Below are 20050 nucleotides of genomic sequence, written 5' to 3' on the forward strand. Positions count from 1 at the left end.
GCGTGTCCTTGTGCCGGTCGTTCCGATGGCGTCATCGTAACACAGCAGCAACGACGCCCTTCAGAGCACTCGGTACAATCACCCGCGAGCTAGAAGCGAAACAGCTCGCGCGGCGATGCGAGCACGCGGGCGCGCTCATCGGCATCGGTGATAAGCTCGTCGAGAAATTTTCTGTTCTTGGCGTAGCTCTGCGTCGCCTCGAATTGGGTGTGCGGCCAGTCGCTGCCCCACAGCAGCCGGTCGACGCCGAAAGCCTGACGCAGCAGCGGATAGGCCTGCTTCGCGAACGCCTCGCCGGCCGCGCCGTTGCGATAGGGCGCGGAGATCTTGACCCAGACATTTCGCGTCGCGCCCAGCTTGAGCACCGACTGGAATCTGGGATCGTCGATGCCTAGCTTCGGATCGGGCAAGGCGAAATGATCGAGCACGACTTTCACGCCCTGGTCGAGCAGCTGAGGTGCGAGCGTTGCGAGATCGCCGGCGTTGCGCTGGATCTCGACCTGCCAATCGAGCGTCCTGATCTGCGCCAGCAGCGCCGTCCACTCGCCCGACGTCAGATCAGGCAGCTTCTGGCCGACCAGATTGAGACGGATGCCGGCGACGCCGGCACGATCGAGCGCGCGCAACTCGTCGGCGGTAGCGGCAACGTCGACCACGGCGATGCCGCGCAGGCGGCCGTTGGTCGCCGTCAGGCATTCGACCAGATAGGAATTGTCGGTGCCGAGAAAGCTCGGCTGCACCAACACGCCATTGGTGATGCCGTTCTGGTCGAGCTGCTGCAGATAGAGCGCAAGCGGCGCGTCGTAGTCCGGTGCGTAGCGCCGGCCCGGCGCGAGCTTCAGCCCGCGATGGAAGACGTGGGCGTGGGTATCGATCGCCAGTTTCGGCACCTCAGCCCTCGCCTTGCTCGCCAATGCACTCGCCGACAGCGCGGCAACCATTCCCGCGGCAAACCGGCGCCGCGTCAACCCGTGTTCGTCCGATGTCATGATCATTCCTCATCATCACGCGCGCGTGGCGGCGGCCTGCTCGAAAACCTTGCCGCGGGTTTCCGGCAGCATCAGCACCGCGACCAGCACCAGCGAATAGGCGAACGCCGCGTCGATCCCGATCGCAGCACCAAGGCCGATGTGATCGCTGAGGTAGCCGACCAGGAAGGGGAACGCCGCGGAGACGATGCGGCCGAAATTGTAGCAGAAGCCGACGCCAGTGCCGCGCACGCCGGCCGGATAGAGCTCACTGAACAGCGCCGCCATGCTGGCGGGGATGCCCGCTGAGAAGAAGCCAAGCGGAAAACCGAGCACCAGCATCTGCGAATTGGAGAGCGGCGCGAAGATGTAGACCAGCACCGTCACGACGCAGGCTGCCGCGAACAGCGTCACGTTGGCGCGCCGCCCGATCCGGTCGCTGATGATTCCCGAGACCACGCAGCAGCAGAAGAAGGCGACAATGATCACGGCGAGATAGGCGCTGGAGCCGAGCACCGAGAGATGCCGCACCTCGCGCAGAAAGGTCGGCAGAAATGTCGTCAGCGCCGCATAGCCGCCATGGGCGCCGATGCCGAACAAGCCTCCGATCAAGGTCGAGCGCAGCACGTCGCGATGAAAGATTCCGGCAAGCGTCGCGAAGAACGGCGGCTCGGCCTCGCGCGTTGCGGCGCGCGGCGGCTCCTTCAGCCCGCGGCGGATGTAGAGGATCAGGAGCGCCGGGATCAGGCCGACCGCGAACAGGATGCGCCAGGCGATATCGGCCGGCGCATAGGTGAAGACCAAAGCCGAGAGCAGCACCGCGGCGCCCCAGCCGACCGCCCAGGCGCTCTGCACGGCGCCGAGCGCCTTGCCGCGATGCTCGGCGCGAATGATCTCGGCCATCAGCACCGCGCCGCAGGCCCATTCGGCGCCGAAGCCGATGCCCTGAATGGCCTTCAGGACCACGAGCTGGCTGTAGTTCATCGCGAAGGCCGAGGCGAAGGTCGCGAGCGCAAAGGTCGCGACCGTGATCTGCAACGCCTGCACCCGGCCGAAACGGTCGCCGAGCGCGCCGCCAAGCCAGCCGCCGAACGCGCCGAAGAACAGCGTGACCGAGCCGAGCAGCCCGGCATCGGCCTTGCTGATCCCGAATGCCGTGATCAGCGCCGGAATGGCGAGGCTGAACATCTGGACGTCGAGCGCATCTAATCCCCAGCCGCCGAAGCTTGCCCAGAAGGTGCGCCGCTCGAGCGGCGAACATTCGCTGTACCAGTTTGCCATTTCTTCTCCCTGTGAATTCTTATGTTGTTGTGTTTGGTTGCCGCGCTACCTGATCTCGGCGTGGTAGCGGAAGCGATCCGCCGGCCCACGCGAGCGGCGCCATTCGATCGGCCGCCGCTCCAGATCGAAGGCCAGGCGCTCGATCACGATCAGCGGTGCGTTGGCCTCCAATCGCAGCAGGCGCGATTGCATCTCGGTCGCGATCTCGACGGTGAGGATTTCATCGGCGGAGACCACGACTTGGCCGCAGCGATCCTCGTAGAGCGGATACAGCAGGTCGCCGAACTCGGTGGTCGCCAGCGCGAGCAGCGCCTCGAAGCGCGACCTCTCGAGCCAGATCTCCTCGGCCAATAGCGGCACGTCGTCGATCAGCCGCAGGCGCGACAGGCTGATGACCGGCTCGCCGACGGCAATGCGCAGCGCGGACGCGACCGCCGACGTCGCCGGCATCGCCTTGCGCCGCAGGATACGGCTTTGCGGCACGCGGCGCTCGCCGCTCTCGGACTGAAAGCGGAAGAAGCGGAACAGCGAGGAATTGAAGCGCGCGCGGCGCACGAAGGTGCCGCGGCCCTGCTGGCGCTCCAGCACGCCGTCGCTGACGAGCTGATCGATCGCCTTGCGCACAGTGCCGATCGCGACGCCGTAACGCGCGCCGAGCTCGGCCTCGGAGGGGATCAGGTCCCCGGGACGCCATTCATTGCGATTGATGCGCGCCGCGAGGTCGTCGCGGAGACGCTGGTAGCGCGGCAGGCGGTCGTCGAGGGCTGAATTCATATAGTCATCTATATGAGTATAGCACACCGCGTCAATCGCTACCTTGATACCTCAAACCTAGATGCTGCGCCCTACCCCAACTGCCAGACCGGCACCGGGTGCTCGTAACCCCGCACCGGGATTTCGCCGCGCGAGACGGCATCCTTGCATTCGTCGCCGAGCGCCTCGCGCACGGCAGACGAGATCAGGAATTGCGAGCCGAGCTCCTTGTTAAGCGCCTCGAGCCGCGCGGCAAAGTTCACGGTGTCGCCGATCACGGTGTATTCCTTGCGCCGCGGCGAGCCGATACTGCCGGCTACGACCTCGCCGATATGGATGCCGATCCCGATGCGCAGCGGCCAGCTCGACGCCGCATTGGTGCGCTCATTGGCGGCCAGCATCTCGCGCGCGGCGGCGACCGCCTGATGCGCGGCGTCGCCGGTCTCGAACGGCGCGCCGAACAGCGCGAGAAAGCCGTCGCCGAGAAACTTGTTCACGATGCCGCCATGGCGATCGAGGATATCGACCAGTACGGCAAAGGCGCCGTCGAGCCGGTCGACCACCTCCTGCGGCGAACGCGAGCGCGCGCCTGCGGTGAAGCTGCGGAAATCGACGAACATCACCGCGACGCGGCGGATGTCGCTCGCGGTCGTGGCGCCCTCCGCCATCAGGCGTTCGACCACCTGCGGCGAGACGTGCTGGCCGAACAGATTGGTGATGCGGTCGCGTGCGGTGGCAGCCGCAATGCTGGCCGCGAATTGCCGTCGCAGTTGCAAGCCGACCCCTCCGGCCAGCACGCCGCAGATCAGGATGATCGTGCTGCGCGCGGCGTGATAATAGATGCCTTGATCGGCCGCGACGCCGTCAGCCGCATGGAAGAACACCGCCATGTAGAACAGCTCGGTCGCGGCGACGAATCCGGTGAAGGTCGAGAGCCAGAAATCGAGCCGCAGCGTCGAGAGGATGATGAAGACGAAATAGATCAGCGGGGCCACGAAACCGAGCGCCTCCTGGCGGCCCATGCTGTCGATATGCAGCGCCAGCACGATGGTCGGCAGCGAGGTCTCGACCAGCACGCCGATGTAGCGCCGGATCACCGGCAGGTCGCGGCCGTTGCGCATGTACCAGCTGATCGCCCCGTGCACCCAGAGCTCGAACAGGATCAGAGGAACGGTGACATAGAAGATGTAGGCGGGGTCGAGGTTGCCGTGCCAGACCCGGCTGACCGCTTCGGGCGCGAACAGATATACCAGCAGGCTGATCGCCCCAAGCACGATGGCGGTGCCGATCAGCACCTTGATGCGGAGCAGCTCGGTGGTCATCACCTCGCGCATCAATGCGTGGTTGAAATCGGCGGATACCGTCGTGCCTGCCGATGCGCTGTCAATATCCGAAGATTCCGCCATTTCCCCGCCCCGGTCATTCCGGGGCGCGAAGCGAACCCGGAATGACGATCATTGATGGCATCCATCATAGCCTCAATCGAGCGTGCGGCGGAAGCGCGTCACGGCGATGGTCATGGCGAACAGCATCAGGGCCACCAGCGCGATGGTGTCGTATTGCAGGTTCGGCATTGCCGCGCCCTTCAGCATGATGGCGCGGACGATACGGACGAAATGGGTCAGCGGCAGCCCCTCGCCGATATACTGCGCCCAGACCGGCATGCCCGCGAACGGAAACATGAAGCCGGACAGCAGGATGCTCGGCAGGAAGAACATCATCGAGAGCTGCATCGCCTGCAGCTGGTTCTGCACGATGGTCGAGAAGGTGTAGCCGATCGACAGATTGGTGGTGATGAACAGCGTGGTGAGCAGCGCCAGCAGCGTCAGGCTGCCGAGCACCGGCACGCCGAACAGCAGGATACCGATGGCGATGATCAGCGTGGCCTGGATGAAGCCGACCAGCACATACGGGATGATCTTGCCGAACATCACCTCGACCGGCTTGATCGGCATCGACAGCAGGCTCTCCATGGTGCCGCGCTCGATCTCGCGCGTCACCGAGAGCGCGGTGAAGATCAGCATGGTCATGGTCAGGATGGTCCCGACCAGGCCGGGCACGATGTTGAGGCGCGAGTCCGCCGCCGGGTTGTAGCGGGCATGAGCGCGGATCTCGAACGGCATGTCAGGGGGATCGCCGATGTGCAGATCATGCGCCAGCGCCGATTGCACCAGCGGCCCGAGCGTACCGAGCGCCGAACCCGCTGCGGTGGGGTCCGTGGCATCGGCCGCGACCAGCAGCGCCGGCTTGTCGCCGCGCCGCACCGAGCGCTCGAAGCCGCGCGGGATCTCGACCCCGAACAGCACCTTGCCGGATTGCAGGAGGTCGTCGAACTCCTCGACGGTGTGGACCTCGCGGACGAAATGAAAATAGGCGGTATTCTCCATCGCCTTCAGGATCGAACGGCCGAGATCGGTGTCCTCCTGGGTCAGCACTGCGGTCGGCAGATTGCGCGGCGTGGTGTTGATGGCGTAGCCGAATAGCGTGAGCTGCATCACCGGCAGCATGATGATCATGGCGAACGAGACGCGGTCGCGACGGAGCTGGATGAATTCCTTGACCAGCATCGCATAACTGCGCCGCCAGAAGCCGAACGCCGGCTCCCTCTCTTCATCTTTCCGGATCGCATCCGTCGCACTCATCGCGGTTATCCTTGGAAGTTGTCCTTGGAGCGCCCCATCAGATCGATGAAGACGTCTTCGAGCGACGGCTCGCTCGGCTGCCAGTGCCACTTCGAATTGCCGCGGTAGGGCGCGATGGCAGCCTCGAGCGCCACCTTGTCGCGGCCGGAGACGTGCAGGCTGGTGCCGAACGGCGCCACCATATCGACGCCGGGCTTGCCTGACAGTTCGGCCATCAGCCCGTTGAAGTCTTCGCCCGTCACCGTCCAGGTCGACAGCGCGGAGGCCGCGATCACCTCGTCCACCGTGCCGTGGGCCAGAAGATGGCCGTAGGCGATATAGGCGATCTCATGACAGCGCTCGGCCTCGTCCATGTAATGGGTCGAGACCAGCACGGTGAGGCCTTCGGCCGCGAGCGCGTGGATCTCGTTCCAGAAATCGCGCCGCGCCTTGGGATCGACGCCGGCGGTCGGCTCGTCCAGCAGCAGCAATTGCGGATTGGGCAGCGTGCAGGCGCCGAGCGCCAGCCGCTGCTTCCAGCCGCCGGAGAGATTGGCGGCGAGCTGCTCCTCGCGGCCCTTCAGCCCGATCCGCGCGATCATGTCGCGTGCGGCGCCGCGCGCGTCCGGCATGCCATAGAGCCGCGCGACGAACTCCAGATTCTCGCGCACCGACAGATCCTGGTAGAGGCTGAAGCGCTGCGTCATGTAGCCGACCTTGCGCTTGATCTTGTCGGCATCGCGCCGGATGTCGTAGCCGAGGCAGGTGCCCTCGCCGCTGTCGGGTGTCAGCAGGCCGCACAGGATGCGGATGGTGGTGGTCTTGCCGCTGCCGTTGGGCCCGAGGAAGCCGTAGATCGAGCCGCGCTTGACCTGCATCGACAGGTCGTGGACCACCTCGCGCCCATTGAACGATTTGGTCAGGCCCTTCACATCGATTGCGATGGAAGCTGCATTGGACTGTTCGCTGGTCGGACCGCCGTTCATCTGCGCTCCGCCATCGGCGTTTTGGGGTTGAGGTAGATGCTGATCGGCTGGCCGACGCGCAGCACATCGGGCCGGCTCGGCCGCGCCTGGATCAGATAGACCAGCTTGTTGCGCTCATCGAGGCTGTAGATGACGGGCGGCGTGTACTCCGCCGTGGTGGCGATGAAGTAGATCTTCGCGGTGAGATCATTAGCGCAATTGTCGCAGGTCACCCTGACCTCGTCACCGAGCGCGAGCTTCGGCAGCTCGGTCTCCGGCACGAAGAAGCGCAGCTTCATGTTGCCGGGCGGCATGATCGACAGCACCGGCCGCTGCGCCTGCACCATCTCGCCCTCGCGGAAATAGATCTGCTGGATCGCACCCGCGATCGGCGCAAAGCCCTTGCGGCGGTCGAGCCGGGTCTGCGAGGTGACGACGCGCGCTTCCGCGACGCGCAGCGCCGAGACGGCGGAATCCAGATTGGCCTGGGTGCCGGCACCGGTGCCGCGCAGCGAGGCCGCACGGTCATAGCTCTGCTGCGCGTTGGCCAGGGTCGCGTTGTTCTGGTTGAGATCGGCGCGCTGCAGATCATCGTCGACCGAGTAGAGCTGGTCGCCGGGCTTGACCTCGTCACCCTCGCGCACGTTGAGCTTGATGACGCGGCCGGATTCATCCGGACTGACGAAGATCATGTCGGCCTCGACCCAGCCCTGGAAGCCGGGATCGCGCTTCTCCTTGCAGCCGGAGAGCGCCGCCGCCAGCGCGACGGCCGCGATCAGCTTCATCATGCGCGACGCGGTCATGTCTTCCTCCGTTCGCCGAAGATCAGATCGAGATGAACCTTGAACATCGCGAGCCCGTCGAGCGGCGCGTGCCGGGCAAACAGGCTCTGCCAGATCACCGCGACGATCGCGGGCGCGACGACCAGTTGCGGGAAATCCCCGAGCTCCCGCTGCTTGATCTCGCCGCGCGTGATCGCGAGCTGGATCAGCGCCTTCATGCCGGCCAGGCCCTTCGACACCACCTCGCGGAAATAGAAATCGGCGATCGCCGGGAAGCGCGGCCCTTCGGAGACAATCAGGCGGATGATGTCGCCGCGCCGGGTCGCCACGACCTCGCGCATGAAGGTCTCGGCAAACCCCTCCACCGCGTCGCGCACCGGACCGGTGATGGTGGGCAGCGCGGTCAAGCGGCCGATCAGCGGCACCAGCGCGGTGCGGATCAGCTCCTCGAACATCGATTCCTTGTCCTTGAAGTAGAGATAGAGCGTGCCCTTGGCGACGCCTGCCCGCTTGGCGACGTCGTCGAGCCGCGTCGCAGCAAAGCCGCGTGCGATGAACTCGTCCATCGCCGCCTCGATGATCGCCGCGCGCCGCTCGGCGGATTTCCCGGCGCGGCTCGCAGCCGGCTTCGCCTCAGGCAGTGTTGCCGAGGCCACCTTCGGGATCCTCGCCGCCGCGGCCCGGATGGTGGTCCGGCGCTCGGCGGGCTGGGTGCGGGTCGGCTTCTGGGGGCGCTTTATCATGGCCACAATATGACTGACTGGTCAGTCATTGTCAATGAGATCGAGGAAAACGTCCGCCGGCGCCAGCTGTTCCTGTTGCGGGTTCAGGCTGGCATCCGCGCATACGACCGCGATCCCGCGGCCTAACCACCCGAGCTTGCTACTTATTCCCACCCATCTGTGGATCAGGGGCGCAGCGAAAGGCGGGTCCGATCGCCACATGGGTTCCGCACAACAAGCAACACCCTCTTCGTCATTCCGGGGCGTGCGAAGCACGAGCCCGGAATCCATCGGACCACAAAACAGATGGTTGCATGGATTCCGGGTTCTCGCTCCGCGAGCCCCGGAATGACGACGGAAGGAGTTGGGTCGCTACGTGTGAAACTTCAGCCCATCGAGGATCTTGTCGACCACCTTGCGCTCGGCGCGGAAGGCGAGGCCGACCAGGTTGAGCTCGCTGCGCGCCACCGCCTTCACCACCTCGCGGTTGGCGGCATCATGCGTGGTCCTGAACATGTCCTCAGTGTAGAGCGCAGGTTTCACGTCGCGCGCCAGCGCGCGTTCCAGCGCGCGCGACAACTGCGCGCGGTCGGCGCCATAGATCAGGATCGGCTGGCCGATCAGGGACAGATATTTGGTCCCCGAGCCGTCCTCGTAATTCTCGCCGATGCATTCGGGGAAGGAAGCTGCGATGCCACCGGCGAGAAACGACGCCACGTTGAGCTTCTGCCAGACTTCCAGGTCGGTGCGGATCACGACCGCGATCTTGGTGTCGAACTGCATGAGGCAAGTCTAGCCGCACGCAGGTGGCAAGTACCAGTCCGCACGGTGCAGATCTCATCTGCCCATCGGGCGCTGCCGTTCGTTTCCTGCAGCGCCGCCGTGCGCGACCTCGGCGAGCTGCCCCAGGTCGAGGATACGGACGCCGCCGCGCCGGCATTGAATAACCTCATCCCGCTCGAGGTGTCGGAGCAGCTCGTTCACGGTCTGGCGGCTGAGCGAGAGCATCATGCCGAGCCGCTCCTGCGAGACGCGCAGGCTGTATGACGGCGCGGCCTTGCGCTGGCCATAGCCTTCCAACAGGTTGATCAGGCAGCGCGCCAGCCGCACCCGCGGCGGCTCCAGCGCCATATCCTCCAGCAGCGTGAGCGCGATCCGCAGCTTGCGCACCAACAGCAACCCGAGTTGCCGCCATCGCCCGGGATCGTCGGCGAGGATCTTCGTCAAGTGGCGCAGCGGCAGGTGCAGCACGGTCGAGGTGAGGTCGGCGAGCGCATCGTGGGTGCGCTGGCCGCCGTCGAACAGCCCGATCTCGCCGAACCATTGCGGCGCCTCGACCAGCGCGGCGATCGATCCACGGCCCGATGGCGCGCTGCCGCTGAAGCAGACCGCGCCCGATAGCACGCAATAGATCCCGTCGCACGGATCGCCGCGGTGGAACACTGCGCCACCGGCCGGCAGCGTCATTACGCGCGACGACACGACGATCGCCTGCTGGAATGCAGGATCGAGCGCGGCAAACCATTCGCTGCTCTCGAGCACGGCGCGTTGGGCTGGCGTCATCGCAACCGATCGGCCGGCCTCGCTCGTCGCTGCTTTCGCCTGCATCACATCCCCGTGCTCTGTGTCGGCCCGCCGACAGACGGCCGGTGCATGATGCGGTTATGCCACGGCCCACGCAACATCAGTGGGTGCCGTGAATGATCTCGATACGAAGGAACTGGAAGCTCGCTTCGGCCATGGCCTGCCTTGGATCGGCCGCCGCATTCGTCGGCCGCGACGCCCTGGCCCGTGCCGCCGGCGTTCCCGTGCATTTTGCCAGCCACCAGCTGTGCTCGGCGACCTTCGTGGCCGGCCTCGACCCGACGCAATTCTTCGACGAGGCGATCAAGCCCAAGCTCGGCCCGCTCGGCGGTCTGCTGCGCTACGAGGTCGACCGCCAGCACCGGGAGGTGCGGACCAGCCTCGCCGGCCTGATCGAGAGCCGTGCGGTGCATGACGGCCCGTTCGGATGCCGCGTGCTGCATCCCGGACGCGAGGCGCGCTTCTTCCGCGGCGACGCCGACGATCCGACGTCGTCAAGCGCGGGGCTACCGCCGCTCGCAGGTCCCGACGTCGTCGCGCCGGTGAACGCCGGATTGGCCGATGCGCTGGACCATGCGTTCGCCGAATCCGACACAGGGCCGCGCCGTTTCACCAAGGCCGTCGTGGTCCTGCAACACGGTCACATCGTCGGCGAGCGTTATGCGCCGGGGGTAACGCCGGCGACGCCGTTGATCGGCTGGTCGATGACCAAATCGGTGACCAATGCGTTGCTCGGGATTCTGGTACGGAGCGGAAAGCTCGACATGCATGCGCCGGCGCCGATCGCCGAATGGTCGAAGCCGCAGGACCCGCGGCGGCCAATCACGCCAGATCAGCTGCTGCGCATGACGAGCGGTCTCAGCGGCGGCGACTCGGCGCACACCTCGGGATTCTCGACCATCTTCGATCCCGACACCCAGATGGAATACGACATGGCCGACCAGTCGGGCTTCGCGGCCAGCCTGGGCTTGCGGGCAAAACCGGGCGAGGAGTGGCGCTACACCAACTGCAATTTCGTGCTGCTGTCGCGGATCATCCGCAACCTGGCCGGCGGGACGGCCGACGCCACACGGCAGTTCATCACGCGCGAATTGTTCGAACCGCTCGGCTTCCGGCACGCCACGCTGGAATATGACAGCGCCGGCGTTCCGCTCGGCACGATCCATCTCTGGGCCAGCGCCCGCGACTGGGCGCGTTTCGGCCAGTTCTACCTGCGAGACGGCGTCACCGAGCGCGGGCGTCGCCTGCTGCCCGAGGGCTGGGTCGATTATTCGTCGACGCTGACGCCGCCAAGCGCCGAGGAATACAGCTACGGTGCCGGCTTCTGGACCCAGCGCGGTGATGCGCCCGCCGCGCGCAGCCGCATCGCCGGCGGCTTTCCGGCCGACAGTTTCATGGCCGCCGGCAGCCAGGGCCAGTACACCATCGTAATTCCGTCGCAGGATCTCGTGATCGTCCGGATCGGCTGGTCCTATACGCCAAACGACGACCGCGTCGCGACCGAGCGGCTGGTGCGGGAAACCATCGCGGCGTTGCAGGTGGAGAAATGATCAACGTATGGCGCGCCGGGTTCAGCTACCCCTTGGCGTCGCAGGCCCAGGCGCGGATCACGCATTCCTTGCCGCCATAGTCGTAGCATTTCTTGGTCGCGGCATTGAGCGAGCTCGAGATCTTCGGCGCCACCGCGTAGCCATGGGCGCCGCAGGGATTTTTCATGTCGATCGCAAGCGCGGCACAGGCGCGCTTCATGGTGACGGTGGCGCAATCGCCCTTGCACTGCTTCAGCGCCGCGGCGCGCGCCGCGCCCTCCGCCGGATAGTCGTAGGCCTGGCCATACGCCCCGCATTTGCCGACCGCGAACGCGCCGGCGGCGTGAGCCTTGGGGACGAAGGTTTCCACGGAAAAACGCGTGGCACCGAGCAGCAATGTCAGGACGAGAATCGTCAGCGCGCGACGCTGCGCGGCGGCGGTCGAAATGATCAAGCGGAAATCCCCCAAAGTCCGGCGCGGACTGTACGCAGGGGTCGTTTCCAGATGGTGAATGACGGGTTGAAGCGAGTTCTATCTGCACGTCGTCCCGGCGAAGGCCGGCAACTGTTATGTTGGTTTGGTTTGCAGGTACGGCTTTCGGTCTCGCATGATGGCATTGAGGACCGTCAGCAGCTTCCTGGCGACGGCGATGAGGGCGAGTTTGGCTGGTTTTCCGGCCTGTCGCAGTCGTGCATAGAAGGCCTTGAACGGATCAGCTCTGCGGACTGCGTTGAGGGCCGCCATATAAAGGGCGTCACGAACGCGCTTTCGGCCGCCCGCAATCTTGCGCTTGCCGCGGAAGGCGCCGCTGTCGACGTTGAAGGGGGCAAGGCCAGCGAGCGCTGCGAGTTGTTTCGGTCCGATCCGCCCGAGTTCCGGCATCTGCGCGATGAGCTGCATGCAGGCCACGGGACCCACGCCGGGCAGCGAACGCATTAACTTCGCATCGTCCGCGATCTCCGCTTCGGCTTTAATCAATGCGCTGATGTCGGCCTCGATCTCGGCGATCTCGCTGTCGAGGACCTCGATGAGGCGGCCAATGCGTTCGGCCATGGCGCGATCGTCGGCCTCGCTGCGCCGGTTCTTCTCCTGGGCGCGCATCAGGACCAGCTGATCCCGCCGTTTTGCAAGCCTCGCCAAGGCGTTGCGTGCAGGATCGGCGACCTGCTCGGGGGCGGGCTGCATGGCCCGCGCAAAGGCTGCCAGCATCCGCGCATCGATCGGATCGGTCTTGGCGAGCAGGCCGCTAGCCCGTGCAAAGTCGCGGGCACGGGCCGGGTTGATCCGTGCGAACTGGATCCCGGCCTGACGTAGCGCCTCGCGAAGCGCGAGGTCATAGATACCCGTCGCCTCGAAGACGACCAGCGCATCGCATTGCCAACGCGCCACCTGCTGTGTGATGGCCTGTGTCGCGTTGGCAATGCGCCTCGGCACGCCGTCAGCCTCATCAAAGATATCGAGGTGTTTTTTGGAGATGTCGATTCCGACGTAACGAAGAGCTATGATCACGGGCCTGTCCCTGTGATGCGAGGTCTGTTGGCGCAGCCTCGTGCAACTGTTCAGGTTTGTAGATGGAACGGGCGGGAGACCGAGCCGGCTCACGGCGTCAAGCGCCAAGGACCCAACGGCTTCCCGCCCACCCCATCATGACAGACTTCCAAGACACAGGGACCCATAACCACAGGGTCGCGTTATTGAAAGAAGCTGTGGCCCCAACGGCGCACAACAATCACCTTCGGTGGTAATGGGTCCCGGCCTTCGCCGGGACGACGGTGGATGGAGCTAGCCGCGCCTTGCCGCTTCCAGCGCCTGCGGTGTGTCGATGTCGAGGAAGGCGCTGTTGCCTTCGACCGGGACCTCGGCGACCACCTCGGTGTGCTTGGCGATCAGATGACGGGCGCCGATGTCGCCGTCGAGCGTCATCAATTCCCTGAAGAAGCGCCGCGACCACAACACCGGATTGCCGCGGCGGCCCTCGCTGACGGGGACCGCGATCAGATGGCCGCGGTCGGGCGCGAAGTTTTCGATCAGGCGATCGATCAGCTTCGCATCGATCAGCGGCATGTCACCGAGGCAGACCACCGCGCCATCGACGCCGTCGGAGACCGCCGAGATGCCGGCTTTCACCGAGCTGGCAAGGCCACCGGCAAAATCCGGGTTGCGGACGAACCTGACCTTGAGTCCATCCAGCGCCTGCTCGACCAGCGTGGCCTGGTGCCCGGTGACGACGATCACCTCCGAGGCCTTCGAGGCCAGCGCCTGCTCGGCGACGATGCGCGCGAGCTTCTTGCCGTCGAGCTCGGCGAGCAGCTTGTTCGGACCGCCCATCCGGGTCGAACGTCCGGCAGCGAGCACGATCGCCGCGACGTTGCGGTTGCCTTCGGTGTCGGGGACGGTGCGCGGCTGCGGCCGCGTCACGATCTCCATGAGAAGACCGCCGACGCCCATGCCCGTGAGATCCGACCGCGTCACCTTGATGCCGGCGAGCAGCCGCATCAGCACCCAGTCAAACCCGTTCTCGACCGGCGAGCGCGCGCAGCCCGGCGCGCCCAGCACCGGCACGCCGCCGGCGCTGCCGATCAACAGCAGATTGCCGGGATCGACCGGCATGCCGAAATGCTCGATCGCGCCGCCGATCTCGGTGATTGCGGCCGGGATCACGTCGCGGCGGTCGGCGATCGCCGACGCCCCGAACACGATGACGAGCTCGGCCCCCAGGCCAAGCAATTCCTTGATCGAAGCCGCGAGCACCGTCTCGTCATGCGGCACGCGGCGCTCGGCGATGATGGTGGCGCCGGCCGGCGCCAGCCGTTCGGCGGTGACGCGCAGCGTCTTGTCGATCACCTTCGGTGCGAGGCCCGGCAGCAAGGTCGAGACCACGCCGACCTTCTTGATCGTGTAGGGCGCGATCCGCAGCGTGTCCTTGCCGGCGACGGCCACGGCCGCATCGCGTAAGCGTCCCTCGACGCCGAACGGGATCAGCTTGACGGTCGCGATCATCTCGCCTTCGACCACCGGCTTGAACGCCGCAAGGGTTGCAAAGGTGATGGCCTCGTCGACGCCGTTGATGCGATCGACCGCGGCGCGGTCGACCACCAGCACGCCGGGGCGCGCCGCGAACAGATTGGCGCGGCCGGTGAAGGCGCGCTCGACATTGACGCCCTCGCCCGCCACTGCCTGCGCGATGCTGGCGGCCGCGACGTCCTCGGAGACATCGCCCTCCTCGAGCCGCACCACGACAACATCCTTGACGCCGGCCTTGGTCAGCGCCTCGACCTCGTCAGGGCCGATCGTGGTGCCCTTCTTGAGCACCAGCGTGCCCTGGCGGAGCGTATGCACGGTGACGCCGCCAATCGCGTCGGCCGGACTGGCGGGACCGAACTTCATGCCGCTTCTTCTTTTTCCTTGGGAGGCAAACGCAGCTGCGCGGTGATTTCGGCCATGATCGCGACCGCGATCTCCGACGGCGACACCGCGCCGATGTCCAGCCCGATCGGCGCGTGCATGCGCGCGATGTCGCTGTCCTTGGCGCCCTGTGCGCGCAGCCGCTCGGCGCGCTTGGCATGCGTCTTCCGCGAGCCGAGCGCGCCGATATAGAAGCAGTCGCGGTCGAAGGCGTGCAGCAGCGCCGGATCGTCGATCTTCGGATCATGCGTCACCGCGACGAACGCCGTGTAGTGATCGACGTTGAGCGGCGGCAGCGCGACGTCGGGCCATTCGGCGACCAGCGGCACGTCGGGGAAACGCTCCGGGCTTGCAAACGCCGTGCGCGGATCGACCACCGTCACGTCATAGTCGAGCGAGCGCGCCAGCGGCGCCAAGGCCTGGCTGATATGGACCGCGCCGATGATCACGAGCTTTGCGGTCGGCGCGTAGACGTTGAGGAACAGTTTTTTGCTGGATACCTCGACATTGCCGCTCTTGCCCATCCGCAGCTGCTTGGCGAGCTCGGCACGCAGCGGATCTGCGGCGATGTCCGCAGCCTTGACCAGGCGCTGCTCGCCATTGGCGGTGTCGGTGACGATGATGACCGGACGGCGCGCGGCGCGTTCGGCATTGAGCTCTTTGAGAATCTCGAGTTTCACGGCTAACCGACCTTCTCGACGAACACGCGGATGGTGCCGCCGCAGGACAGGCCGACATTCCAGGCCGTCTCGTCGGCGACGCCGAATTCGAGCATTTTTGGCTGGCCGCTCGCGATCACGTCGAGCGCCTCGGTGACGACAGCGCCCTCGACGCAGCCGCCGGAGACGCTGCCTAAGAACGTGCCGTCATCATTGATGACAAGGCTCGACCCGGCCGGGCGCGGCGCCGAGCCCCAGGTCTCGACCACGGTGGCGAGCGCCACGCCATGGCCCTGCTTCTGCCAGGTCTCGGCGGCCTGAAGGATATCTTCGTCGCGGTTCAGCATGGTGGCCTCCTGCTATCGGGTCAGGCTTCTTAGGCTACAGAGCGGATCAGGCTGCGGTGGTGCGCCGGCGGCGGGGACGACAGCGCCCCGATCAAGCCCTTGATGGACGTCAAGTTATGCACCGGGCGAAATTCGTCAACGTGGGGCAGCATCATTTTGATGCCCTGCGCCTTGGCCTCGAAGCCCGAATAGCGCAGCAGCGGGTTGAGCCAGATCAGGCGGCGGCAGGAGCGGTGCAATCGGTCCATCTCGAAGGCCAGTTTGGCATCGGCCTCGCGTTCTAGTCCATCGGATATAAGGAGGACGATGGCACCCTGCCCCAGCACCCGGCGCGCCCAGAGCTGGTTGAAGGTGTGCAGCGAGGTCGCGATCCGTGTCCCGCCGGCCCAGTCCTCGACGGAGGACGTGCAACTCGCCAGCGCCTCGTCGGGGTCACGCGCCCGTAACGCGCGCGTCACATTGGTCAGGCGGGTGCCGAACAGGAACACCGAGACCCGCTTGCGGTAGTCGGTGATGGCGTGCAGGAAGTGCAGGAACAGGCGGGTGTACTCGCTCATCGAGCCGGAGATATCGAGCAGCGCCACGATCGGCGCCGGCTTCTCGATCCGGCCAAGTTTGCGGATATCGATGATCTCGCCGCCGGTGCGCAGCGAGTTGCGCACGGTGCGGCGCATGTCGAGCCGCAAGCCGCGCGCGTCGGGCTGGTAGCGGCGGGTCACGAGCTCGGCCTGCGGCAGCCGCATCCTGGCGATCTCGCGCGTCACCTCGGCGATCTCCGCCGCGGTCATCTGCGCGAAATCCTTCTTCTGCAGCACCTCCTTGTCGGAGACCGAGAGCTTCAGCTCCTGCTCCTGGGCCTGCGGCCGCTCCTCGCTCTTCGCCGGCTGCGCCATCGCCTCCTGGACGCGGCGCGAGGCCGGCGGCGGCTTCTTCTTGGCGTGGTCGGGCAGCGGGACGGAATCCAGCATGCTCTTCCACTCCTCGGCGGCGCGGAAGAACAACTCGAAGGCCTGGCGGAAGATCAGCGCATGCTCATGGCGCTTGACGAAGATCGCCTCTAGCGTGGCGTAGAAGTCCAGGCGATGGCCGACCTCGATCAGCTGCAGCGCGTCGAGCGCATCGATCACCGAGCCCGGCCCCACGGGAAGCCCGGCCGCCCGCAGCGCGCGGGCAAAGCCGATCACGTTGTCGGCCATGTGGCCGGTCGGAGGCGCGAGGTGGTTGATGGGCATCGAACTATCCACTCCCGTCATTCCGGGGATCGCGAAGCGAGAGCCCGGAATCCATACTCACGATGGTGGTTATGGATTCCGGGCTCGCGCCAAGTGGCGCGCCCCGGAATGACGAACGATGTTGTAACGCGCGCGACCCAGCTAGTCGCTCGTCGCTTCCTTCAATGTCTTCTGCAACGCATCACCCTGCATCCGCGCGATGTCGTCCTGGTACTTCAAGAGCGCGCCCAGCGTGTCGCCGACCACCTGCGGCGTCAGCGAGCGGGCGTCGAGCTCGGACAGCGCGGTGGCCCAGTCGATGGTCTCGGCGACTCCAGGCGACTTGTAGAAATCCTGGTTGCGCAGCGCCTGCACGAAGCGCACCACCTGCTGCGACAGTTTTGCGGAAATGTTCGGCACCCGCGACTTGACGATCGCGAGCTCGCGGTCGGCCGTGGGATAATCCACCCAGTGATAGAGGCAGCGCCGCTTCAGCGCGTCGTGGATCTCGCGGGTGCGGTTCGAGGTGATGATGACGATCGGCGGCGCCGGCGCCTTCACGGTGCCGAGCTCGGGGATCGTGACCTGGAAGTCGCTGAGGATTTCCAAGAGATACGCCTCGAACGCCTCGTCGGCGCGGTCGAGCTCGTCGATCAGCAGCACCGGGGGCCCCGCAACATCGGGCTCCAGTGCCTGCAGCAGCGGCCGCTTGATCAGGAAGCGCTCGGCGAAGATGTCGCTCGCGAGCTGGTCGCGATCGGTGTCGCCGGAGGCTTCCGCGAGCCGGATCGCGATCATCTGCGCCGCGCTGCTCCACTCATAGACGGCGGAAGCGACGTCGAGACCTTCATAGCATTGCAGGCGGATCAGCTTGCGCCCGAGCGCCGCCGACAGGACCTTTGCGATCTCGGTCTTGCCGACGCCGGCCTCGCCTTCGAGGAACAGGGGCCGGCCCATGCGCAGCGCGAGATAGGTCACGGTCGCGAGCGACCGTTCGGCAAGATAGCCGCGCGACGTCAAGAGCTGCTCGAGCGCATCGACGGAAGTGGGTAACGCCGATGCACTCATGGAACAGCCAGTCTTCGAACAGGGGTTAGCAACATCACGCGTCAGATCTAGTCCTTGGGATCGAGTTCGGATCTAGTCCCTTGGATCTAGTCCTTAGCTAGTCCTTGGCGTTGGCGGCTTCCACCGCCCTGCGCGTCAGAACGCCGATCAGATGCGCGCGGTATTCCGCGCTGCCGTGCAGGTCGCTGTTCAGCCCGTCGGCGGGAACCGCGATGCCGTCGAGCACCTTGTGCGAGAAGCGCTTCTTCAGGGCCTCTTCGAACGCGGTGACACGGAACACGCCGTCCGAGCCTGCACCGGTGACCGCGACGCGCACGTCGGACGGACGCTTGGCCACGAACACACCAACCAGCGCGTAGCGCGAGGCCTGGTTGCGGAACTTCACATAGGCCGCCTTCTTCGGCAGCGGGAACATCACCTTGGTGATGATCTCGTCGGCCTCCAGCGCGGTCGTGAACAGGCCCTGGAAATACTCCTCGGCCTTCAGGCGGCGCTTGTTGGTGACGATGGTCGCGCCCAGCGCCAGAACCGCGGCCGGATAGTCCGCGGTCGGGTCGTTGTTGGCGAGCGAGCCGCCGATGGTGCCGCGGTGGCGCACGGCGGGATCGCCGATCATGCCGGCAAGCTCGGCCAGCGCCGGGATCGCCTCGCCCACGATCGCGGAGTTCGCGACCACGGCGTGCTTGGCGGTGGCGCCGATCACCAGCGAGCGGCCCTTCATCTCGATCGTGTCGAGACCTTCGATATGGGAGAGGTCGACCAGATGCGGCGGGCTTGCGAGCCGCTGCTTCATGACCGGCACCAGCGTGTGACCGCCCGCGATCAGCTTAGCGTCCTCGTTCTTCACCAGCAGATTGGCAGCCTGCCGCACGGTGCCGGGACGATGATATTTGAATTCGTACATTGGAATGTCCTGATCGCTTGTCGCGATGAATTGCTGACTAGGCGAGGTGTTAAGCCAGGTCCGACTTGGCCATCGCCTTGGCGCCGGCGGCGATCGAAGCAACGATGTTCTGGTAGCCGGTGCAGCGGCACAGATTGCCTTCCAGCTCCTCGCGGATCACCTCGTCGGAGAGGTCGTGGCCCTTGCGATGGACGAGGTCGACGGCGGTCATGATCATGCCGGGCGTGCAGAAGCCGCACTGCAGGCCGTGATGCTCGCGGAAGGCCTCCTGCATCGGATGCAGCGGCGCGCCATCGGCCGCCAGCCCCTCGATGGTCTTGACCTCATGACCGTCGGCCATCACCGCAAGCGTCGTGCACGACTTCACCGCCTTGCCGTCCAGATGCACGACGCAGGCGCCGCACTGCGAGGTGTCGCAGCCGACATGGGTACCTGTCAGCCGCAGATTTTCGCGCAGAAACTGGACCAGAAGGGTACGGGGGTCGACATTCGCGTTAACGGGGTTGCCGTTCACGATCATTGAAATCTTGGCCATCAGCACTCTCTTATCTGCCCCACCGCATATCGGCGAAGCAGGCGGTTTAAAATCATTCCAGACGGCATAATATGGGCGCGCCCCGCGATGGGCAATCTTTCGAGCCACCCATCCAGGACATGGCCGGACTTAAATAATCCAGCCGGAAAGCAGGGCTAACCCTGCACCGCTTTGGCGAAATTTGCAAAAAATTCGTCCGCCAGCTTCTTGGCGGCGCCGTTGATCAGGCGCTGGCCGAGCTGGGCGAGCTTGCCGCCGATCTGCGCCTCCACGTTGTAGCTCAACAGCGTGCCGCCATCCTTGTCGGCGAGGCCGACGGTGGCGCCGCCCTTGGCGAAGCCGGCGACCCCGCCCTCGCCTTCACCCGAGATCTTGTAGCCGTTCGGCGGGTCGAGATCGCTCAACGTGACCTTGCCCTTGAAGCGGGCGGAGACCGGGCCGACCTTCATCTTGGCGGTGGCGCGGAAGCCGCCCTCATCGGTCTTCTCGAGCTCTTCGCAACCGGGAATGCAGGCCTTCAGCACTTCGGGATCGTTGAGCTTGTCCCACACAGCCTGGCGCGGCGCTGCAAGCTGGACTTCGCCGGTCATTGTCATGGCCATGGGGGACCTCCTCGATCGCAAGAAACCTTTGCCCCCAAGTAAAGCAGCCGGGGCGCAAAGGAAAGGCCACCTTCGGAGGATGAGCGATGCATATTCGCAACCGCAGCAAGACG

The 20050-nt window shown here is 65.7% G+C and carries 22 protein-coding genes; 2 read left to right on the forward strand and 20 right to left on the reverse strand.

What is annotated here, in order from left to right:
* Window positions 1-89: 89 nt before the first annotated feature.
* From ACVIGA_RS05375 to ACVIGA_RS05410, 8 genes are all read right to left on the reverse strand, one after another.
* Window positions 90-989: an amidohydrolase family protein gene (locus tag ACVIGA_RS05375; RefSeq protein ID WP_456665572.1), complete on the reverse strand. Its 900-nt coding sequence runs from the start codon at window positions 987-989 to the stop codon at window positions 90-92.
* 15 nt (window positions 990-1004) lie between these two features.
* Window positions 1005-2249 (reverse strand): MFS transporter, encoded by a 1245-nt coding sequence (locus ACVIGA_RS05380; protein WP_456665573.1) that lies wholly within the window; start codon window positions 2247-2249, stop codon window positions 1005-1007.
* Between the two features lie 45 nt (window positions 2250-2294).
* Window positions 2295-3023, reverse strand: coding sequence for a GntR family transcriptional regulator (locus ACVIGA_RS05385; protein ID WP_456665574.1), 729 nt, complete (start codon window positions 3021-3023; stop codon window positions 2295-2297).
* Window positions 3024-3094: 71 nt separating this feature from the next.
* Window positions 3095-4408, reverse strand: a complete 1314-nt coding sequence (locus ACVIGA_RS05390; protein ID WP_456665575.1) for an adenylate/guanylate cyclase domain-containing protein — start codon at window positions 4406-4408, stop codon at window positions 3095-3097.
* Window positions 4409-4480: 72 nt separating this feature from the next.
* On the reverse strand, window positions 4481-5644 hold the full coding sequence (locus ACVIGA_RS05395; protein WP_456665576.1) for an ABC transporter permease: 1164 nt from the start codon (window positions 5642-5644) through the stop codon (window positions 4481-4483).
* A 5-nt stretch (window positions 5645-5649) separates the two neighbouring features.
* Window positions 5650-6609, reverse strand: a complete 960-nt coding sequence (locus ACVIGA_RS05400; RefSeq protein WP_456665577.1) for an ATP-binding cassette domain-containing protein — start codon at window positions 6607-6609, stop codon at window positions 5650-5652.
* Window positions 6606-7391: an HlyD family secretion protein gene (locus ACVIGA_RS05405; RefSeq protein ID WP_456665578.1), complete on the reverse strand. Its 786-nt coding sequence runs from the start codon at window positions 7389-7391 to the stop codon at window positions 6606-6608. The genes ACVIGA_RS05400 and ACVIGA_RS05405 overlap by 4 nt, the downstream gene beginning before the upstream one ends.
* Window positions 7388-8011, reverse strand: coding sequence for a TetR/AcrR family transcriptional regulator (locus ACVIGA_RS05410; protein ID WP_456670743.1), 624 nt, complete (start codon window positions 8009-8011; stop codon window positions 7388-7390). Before ACVIGA_RS05410 ends, ACVIGA_RS05405 begins: the two co-directional genes overlap by 4 nt.
* Here ACVIGA_RS05410 and ACVIGA_RS05415 point away from each other — a divergent pair.
* Window positions 7923-8126 (forward strand): hypothetical protein, encoded by a 204-nt coding sequence (locus tag ACVIGA_RS05415; protein WP_456671013.1) that lies wholly within the window; start codon window positions 7923-7925, stop codon window positions 8124-8126. The genes ACVIGA_RS05410 and ACVIGA_RS05415 overlap by 89 nt on opposite strands.
* Window positions 8127-8464: 338 nt before the next feature.
* Here the strand turns inward: ACVIGA_RS05415 and ACVIGA_RS05420 are convergent, their stop codons facing one another.
* Both ACVIGA_RS05420 and ACVIGA_RS05425 read right to left on the reverse strand, forming a co-directional pair.
* A complete protein-coding gene (locus tag ACVIGA_RS05420; protein WP_456665579.1) occupies window positions 8465-8875 on the reverse strand; it encodes a DUF2000 family protein in 411 nt (136 codons plus the stop codon).
* 54 nt (window positions 8876-8929) lie between these two features.
* On the reverse strand, window positions 8930-9700 hold the full coding sequence (locus ACVIGA_RS05425; RefSeq protein ID WP_456665580.1) for a Crp/Fnr family transcriptional regulator: 771 nt from the start codon (window positions 9698-9700) through the stop codon (window positions 8930-8932).
* A gap of 92 nt (window positions 9701-9792) precedes the next feature.
* Between ACVIGA_RS05425 and ACVIGA_RS05430 the strand changes: the two genes are divergently transcribed.
* The gene (locus tag ACVIGA_RS05430) at window positions 9793-11226 is read left to right on the forward strand and encodes a serine hydrolase domain-containing protein (RefSeq protein WP_456665581.1); all 1434 of its coding nucleotides are present in this window, start codon (window positions 9793-9795) and stop codon (window positions 11224-11226) included.
* Window positions 11227-11251: 25 nt separating this feature from the next.
* Here ACVIGA_RS05430 and ACVIGA_RS05435 read toward each other — a convergent pair whose 3' ends face one another.
* The 10 genes from ACVIGA_RS05435 to ACVIGA_RS05480 all read right to left on the reverse strand — a co-directional run bounded on the left by ACVIGA_RS05435 (window position 11252) and on the right by ACVIGA_RS05480 (window position 19937).
* A complete protein-coding gene (locus tag ACVIGA_RS05435) occupies window positions 11252-11608 on the reverse strand; it encodes a DUF4189 domain-containing protein (RefSeq protein ID WP_456670744.1) in 357 nt (118 codons plus the stop codon).
* 165 nt (window positions 11609-11773) lie between these two features.
* Window positions 11774-12715 (reverse strand): IS110 family transposase, encoded by a 942-nt coding sequence (locus tag ACVIGA_RS05440; protein ID WP_456665701.1) that lies wholly within the window; start codon window positions 12713-12715, stop codon window positions 11774-11776.
* A gap of 273 nt (window positions 12716-12988) precedes the next feature.
* On the reverse strand, window positions 12989-14593 hold the full coding sequence (locus ACVIGA_RS05445; protein WP_456665582.1) for an NTP transferase domain-containing protein: 1605 nt from the start codon (window positions 14591-14593) through the stop codon (window positions 12989-12991).
* The gene (locus ACVIGA_RS05450) at window positions 14590-15291 is read right to left on the reverse strand and encodes an XdhC family protein (RefSeq protein ID WP_456665583.1); all 702 of its coding nucleotides are present in this window, start codon (window positions 15289-15291) and stop codon (window positions 14590-14592) included. Before ACVIGA_RS05450 ends, ACVIGA_RS05445 begins: the two co-directional genes overlap by 4 nt.
* Window positions 15292-15293: 2 nt before the next feature.
* A complete protein-coding gene (locus ACVIGA_RS05455) occupies window positions 15294-15617 on the reverse strand; it encodes an XdhC family protein (RefSeq protein WP_021077800.1) in 324 nt (107 codons plus the stop codon).
* Between the two features lie 29 nt (window positions 15618-15646).
* A complete protein-coding gene (locus ACVIGA_RS05460) occupies window positions 15647-16849 on the reverse strand; it encodes a vWA domain-containing protein (protein ID WP_375775489.1) in 1203 nt (400 codons plus the stop codon).
* A 141-nt stretch (window positions 16850-16990) separates the two neighbouring features.
* Window positions 16991-17896 carry an AAA family ATPase gene (locus tag ACVIGA_RS05465; RefSeq protein ID WP_223976218.1) on the reverse strand — a complete coding sequence of 302 codons (906 nt, stop codon included), beginning with the start codon at window positions 17894-17896 and terminating at the stop codon, window positions 16991-16993.
* A gap of 97 nt (window positions 17897-17993) precedes the next feature.
* Window positions 17994-18800 carry an FAD binding domain-containing protein gene (locus tag ACVIGA_RS05470; RefSeq protein WP_456665584.1) on the reverse strand — a complete coding sequence of 269 codons (807 nt, stop codon included), beginning with the start codon at window positions 18798-18800 and terminating at the stop codon, window positions 17994-17996.
* Window positions 18801-18849: 49 nt separating this feature from the next.
* Window positions 18850-19335 (reverse strand): (2Fe-2S)-binding protein, encoded by a 486-nt coding sequence (locus ACVIGA_RS05475; protein WP_021077804.1) that lies wholly within the window; start codon window positions 19333-19335, stop codon window positions 18850-18852.
* A 155-nt stretch (window positions 19336-19490) separates the two neighbouring features.
* Window positions 19491-19937, reverse strand: a complete 447-nt coding sequence (locus ACVIGA_RS05480; protein WP_016840413.1) for an SRPBCC family protein — start codon at window positions 19935-19937, stop codon at window positions 19491-19493.
* Window positions 19938-20050 lie beyond the last annotated feature (113 nt).

This window comes from Bradyrhizobium sp. USDA 3240, from assembly GCF_054063295.1.

What these genes read in the sequence shown, in the direction of transcription:
- ACVIGA_RS05415 (WP_456671013.1), top strand. Translation starts at nt 7,923, where the DNA reads ATGAACTCGTCCATCGCCGCCTCGATGATCGCCGCGCGCCGCTCGGCG.
- ACVIGA_RS05420 (WP_456665579.1), bottom strand. Translation starts at nt 8,875, where the DNA reads ATGCAGTTCGACACCAAGATCGCGGTCGTGATCCGCACCGACCTGGAA.
- ACVIGA_RS05470 (WP_456665584.1), bottom strand. Translation starts at nt 18,800, where the DNA reads ATGTACGAATTCAAATATCATCGTCCCGGCACCGTGCGGCAGGCTGCC.
- ACVIGA_RS05465 (WP_223976218.1), bottom strand. Translation starts at nt 17,896, where the DNA reads ATGAGTGCATCGGCGTTACCCACTTCCGTCGATGCGCTCGAGCAGCTC.
- ACVIGA_RS05385 (WP_456665574.1), bottom strand. Translation starts at nt 3,023, where the DNA reads ATGAATTCAGCCCTCGACGACCGCCTGCCGCGCTACCAGCGTCTCCGC.
- ACVIGA_RS05375 (WP_456665572.1), bottom strand. Translation starts at nt 989, where the DNA reads ATGACATCGGACGAACACGGGTTGACGCGGCGCCGGTTTGCCGCGGGA.
- ACVIGA_RS05405 (WP_456665578.1), bottom strand. Translation starts at nt 7,391, where the DNA reads ATGACCGCGTCGCGCATGATGAAGCTGATCGCGGCCGTCGCGCTGGCG.
- ACVIGA_RS05455 (WP_021077800.1), bottom strand. Translation starts at nt 15,617, where the DNA reads ATGCTGAACCGCGACGAAGATATCCTTCAGGCCGCCGAGACCTGGCAG.
- ACVIGA_RS05380 (WP_456665573.1), bottom strand. Translation starts at nt 2,249, where the DNA reads ATGGCAAACTGGTACAGCGAATGTTCGCCGCTCGAGCGGCGCACCTTC.
- ACVIGA_RS05400 (WP_456665577.1), bottom strand. Translation starts at nt 6,609, where the DNA reads ATGAACGGCGGTCCGACCAGCGAACAGTCCAATGCAGCTTCCATCGCA.
- ACVIGA_RS05425 (WP_456665580.1), bottom strand. Translation starts at nt 9,700, where the DNA reads ATGCAGGCGAAAGCAGCGACGAGCGAGGCCGGCCGATCGGTTGCGATG.
- ACVIGA_RS05445 (WP_456665582.1), bottom strand. Translation starts at nt 14,593, where the DNA reads ATGAAGTTCGGTCCCGCCAGTCCGGCCGACGCGATTGGCGGCGTCACC.
- ACVIGA_RS05430 (WP_456665581.1), top strand. Translation starts at nt 9,793, where the DNA reads ATGATCTCGATACGAAGGAACTGGAAGCTCGCTTCGGCCATGGCCTGC.
- ACVIGA_RS05390 (WP_456665575.1), bottom strand. Translation starts at nt 4,408, where the DNA reads ATGGCGGAATCTTCGGATATTGACAGCGCATCGGCAGGCACGACGGTA.
- ACVIGA_RS05475 (WP_021077804.1), bottom strand. Translation starts at nt 19,335, where the DNA reads ATGGCCAAGATTTCAATGATCGTGAACGGCAACCCCGTTAACGCGAAT.
- ACVIGA_RS05460 (WP_375775489.1), bottom strand. Translation starts at nt 16,849, where the DNA reads ATGCCCATCAACCACCTCGCGCCTCCGACCGGCCACATGGCCGACAAC.
- ACVIGA_RS05480 (WP_016840413.1), bottom strand. Translation starts at nt 19,937, where the DNA reads ATGGCCATGACAATGACCGGCGAAGTCCAGCTTGCAGCGCCGCGCCAG.
- ACVIGA_RS05395 (WP_456665576.1), bottom strand. Translation starts at nt 5,644, where the DNA reads ATGAGTGCGACGGATGCGATCCGGAAAGATGAAGAGAGGGAGCCGGCG.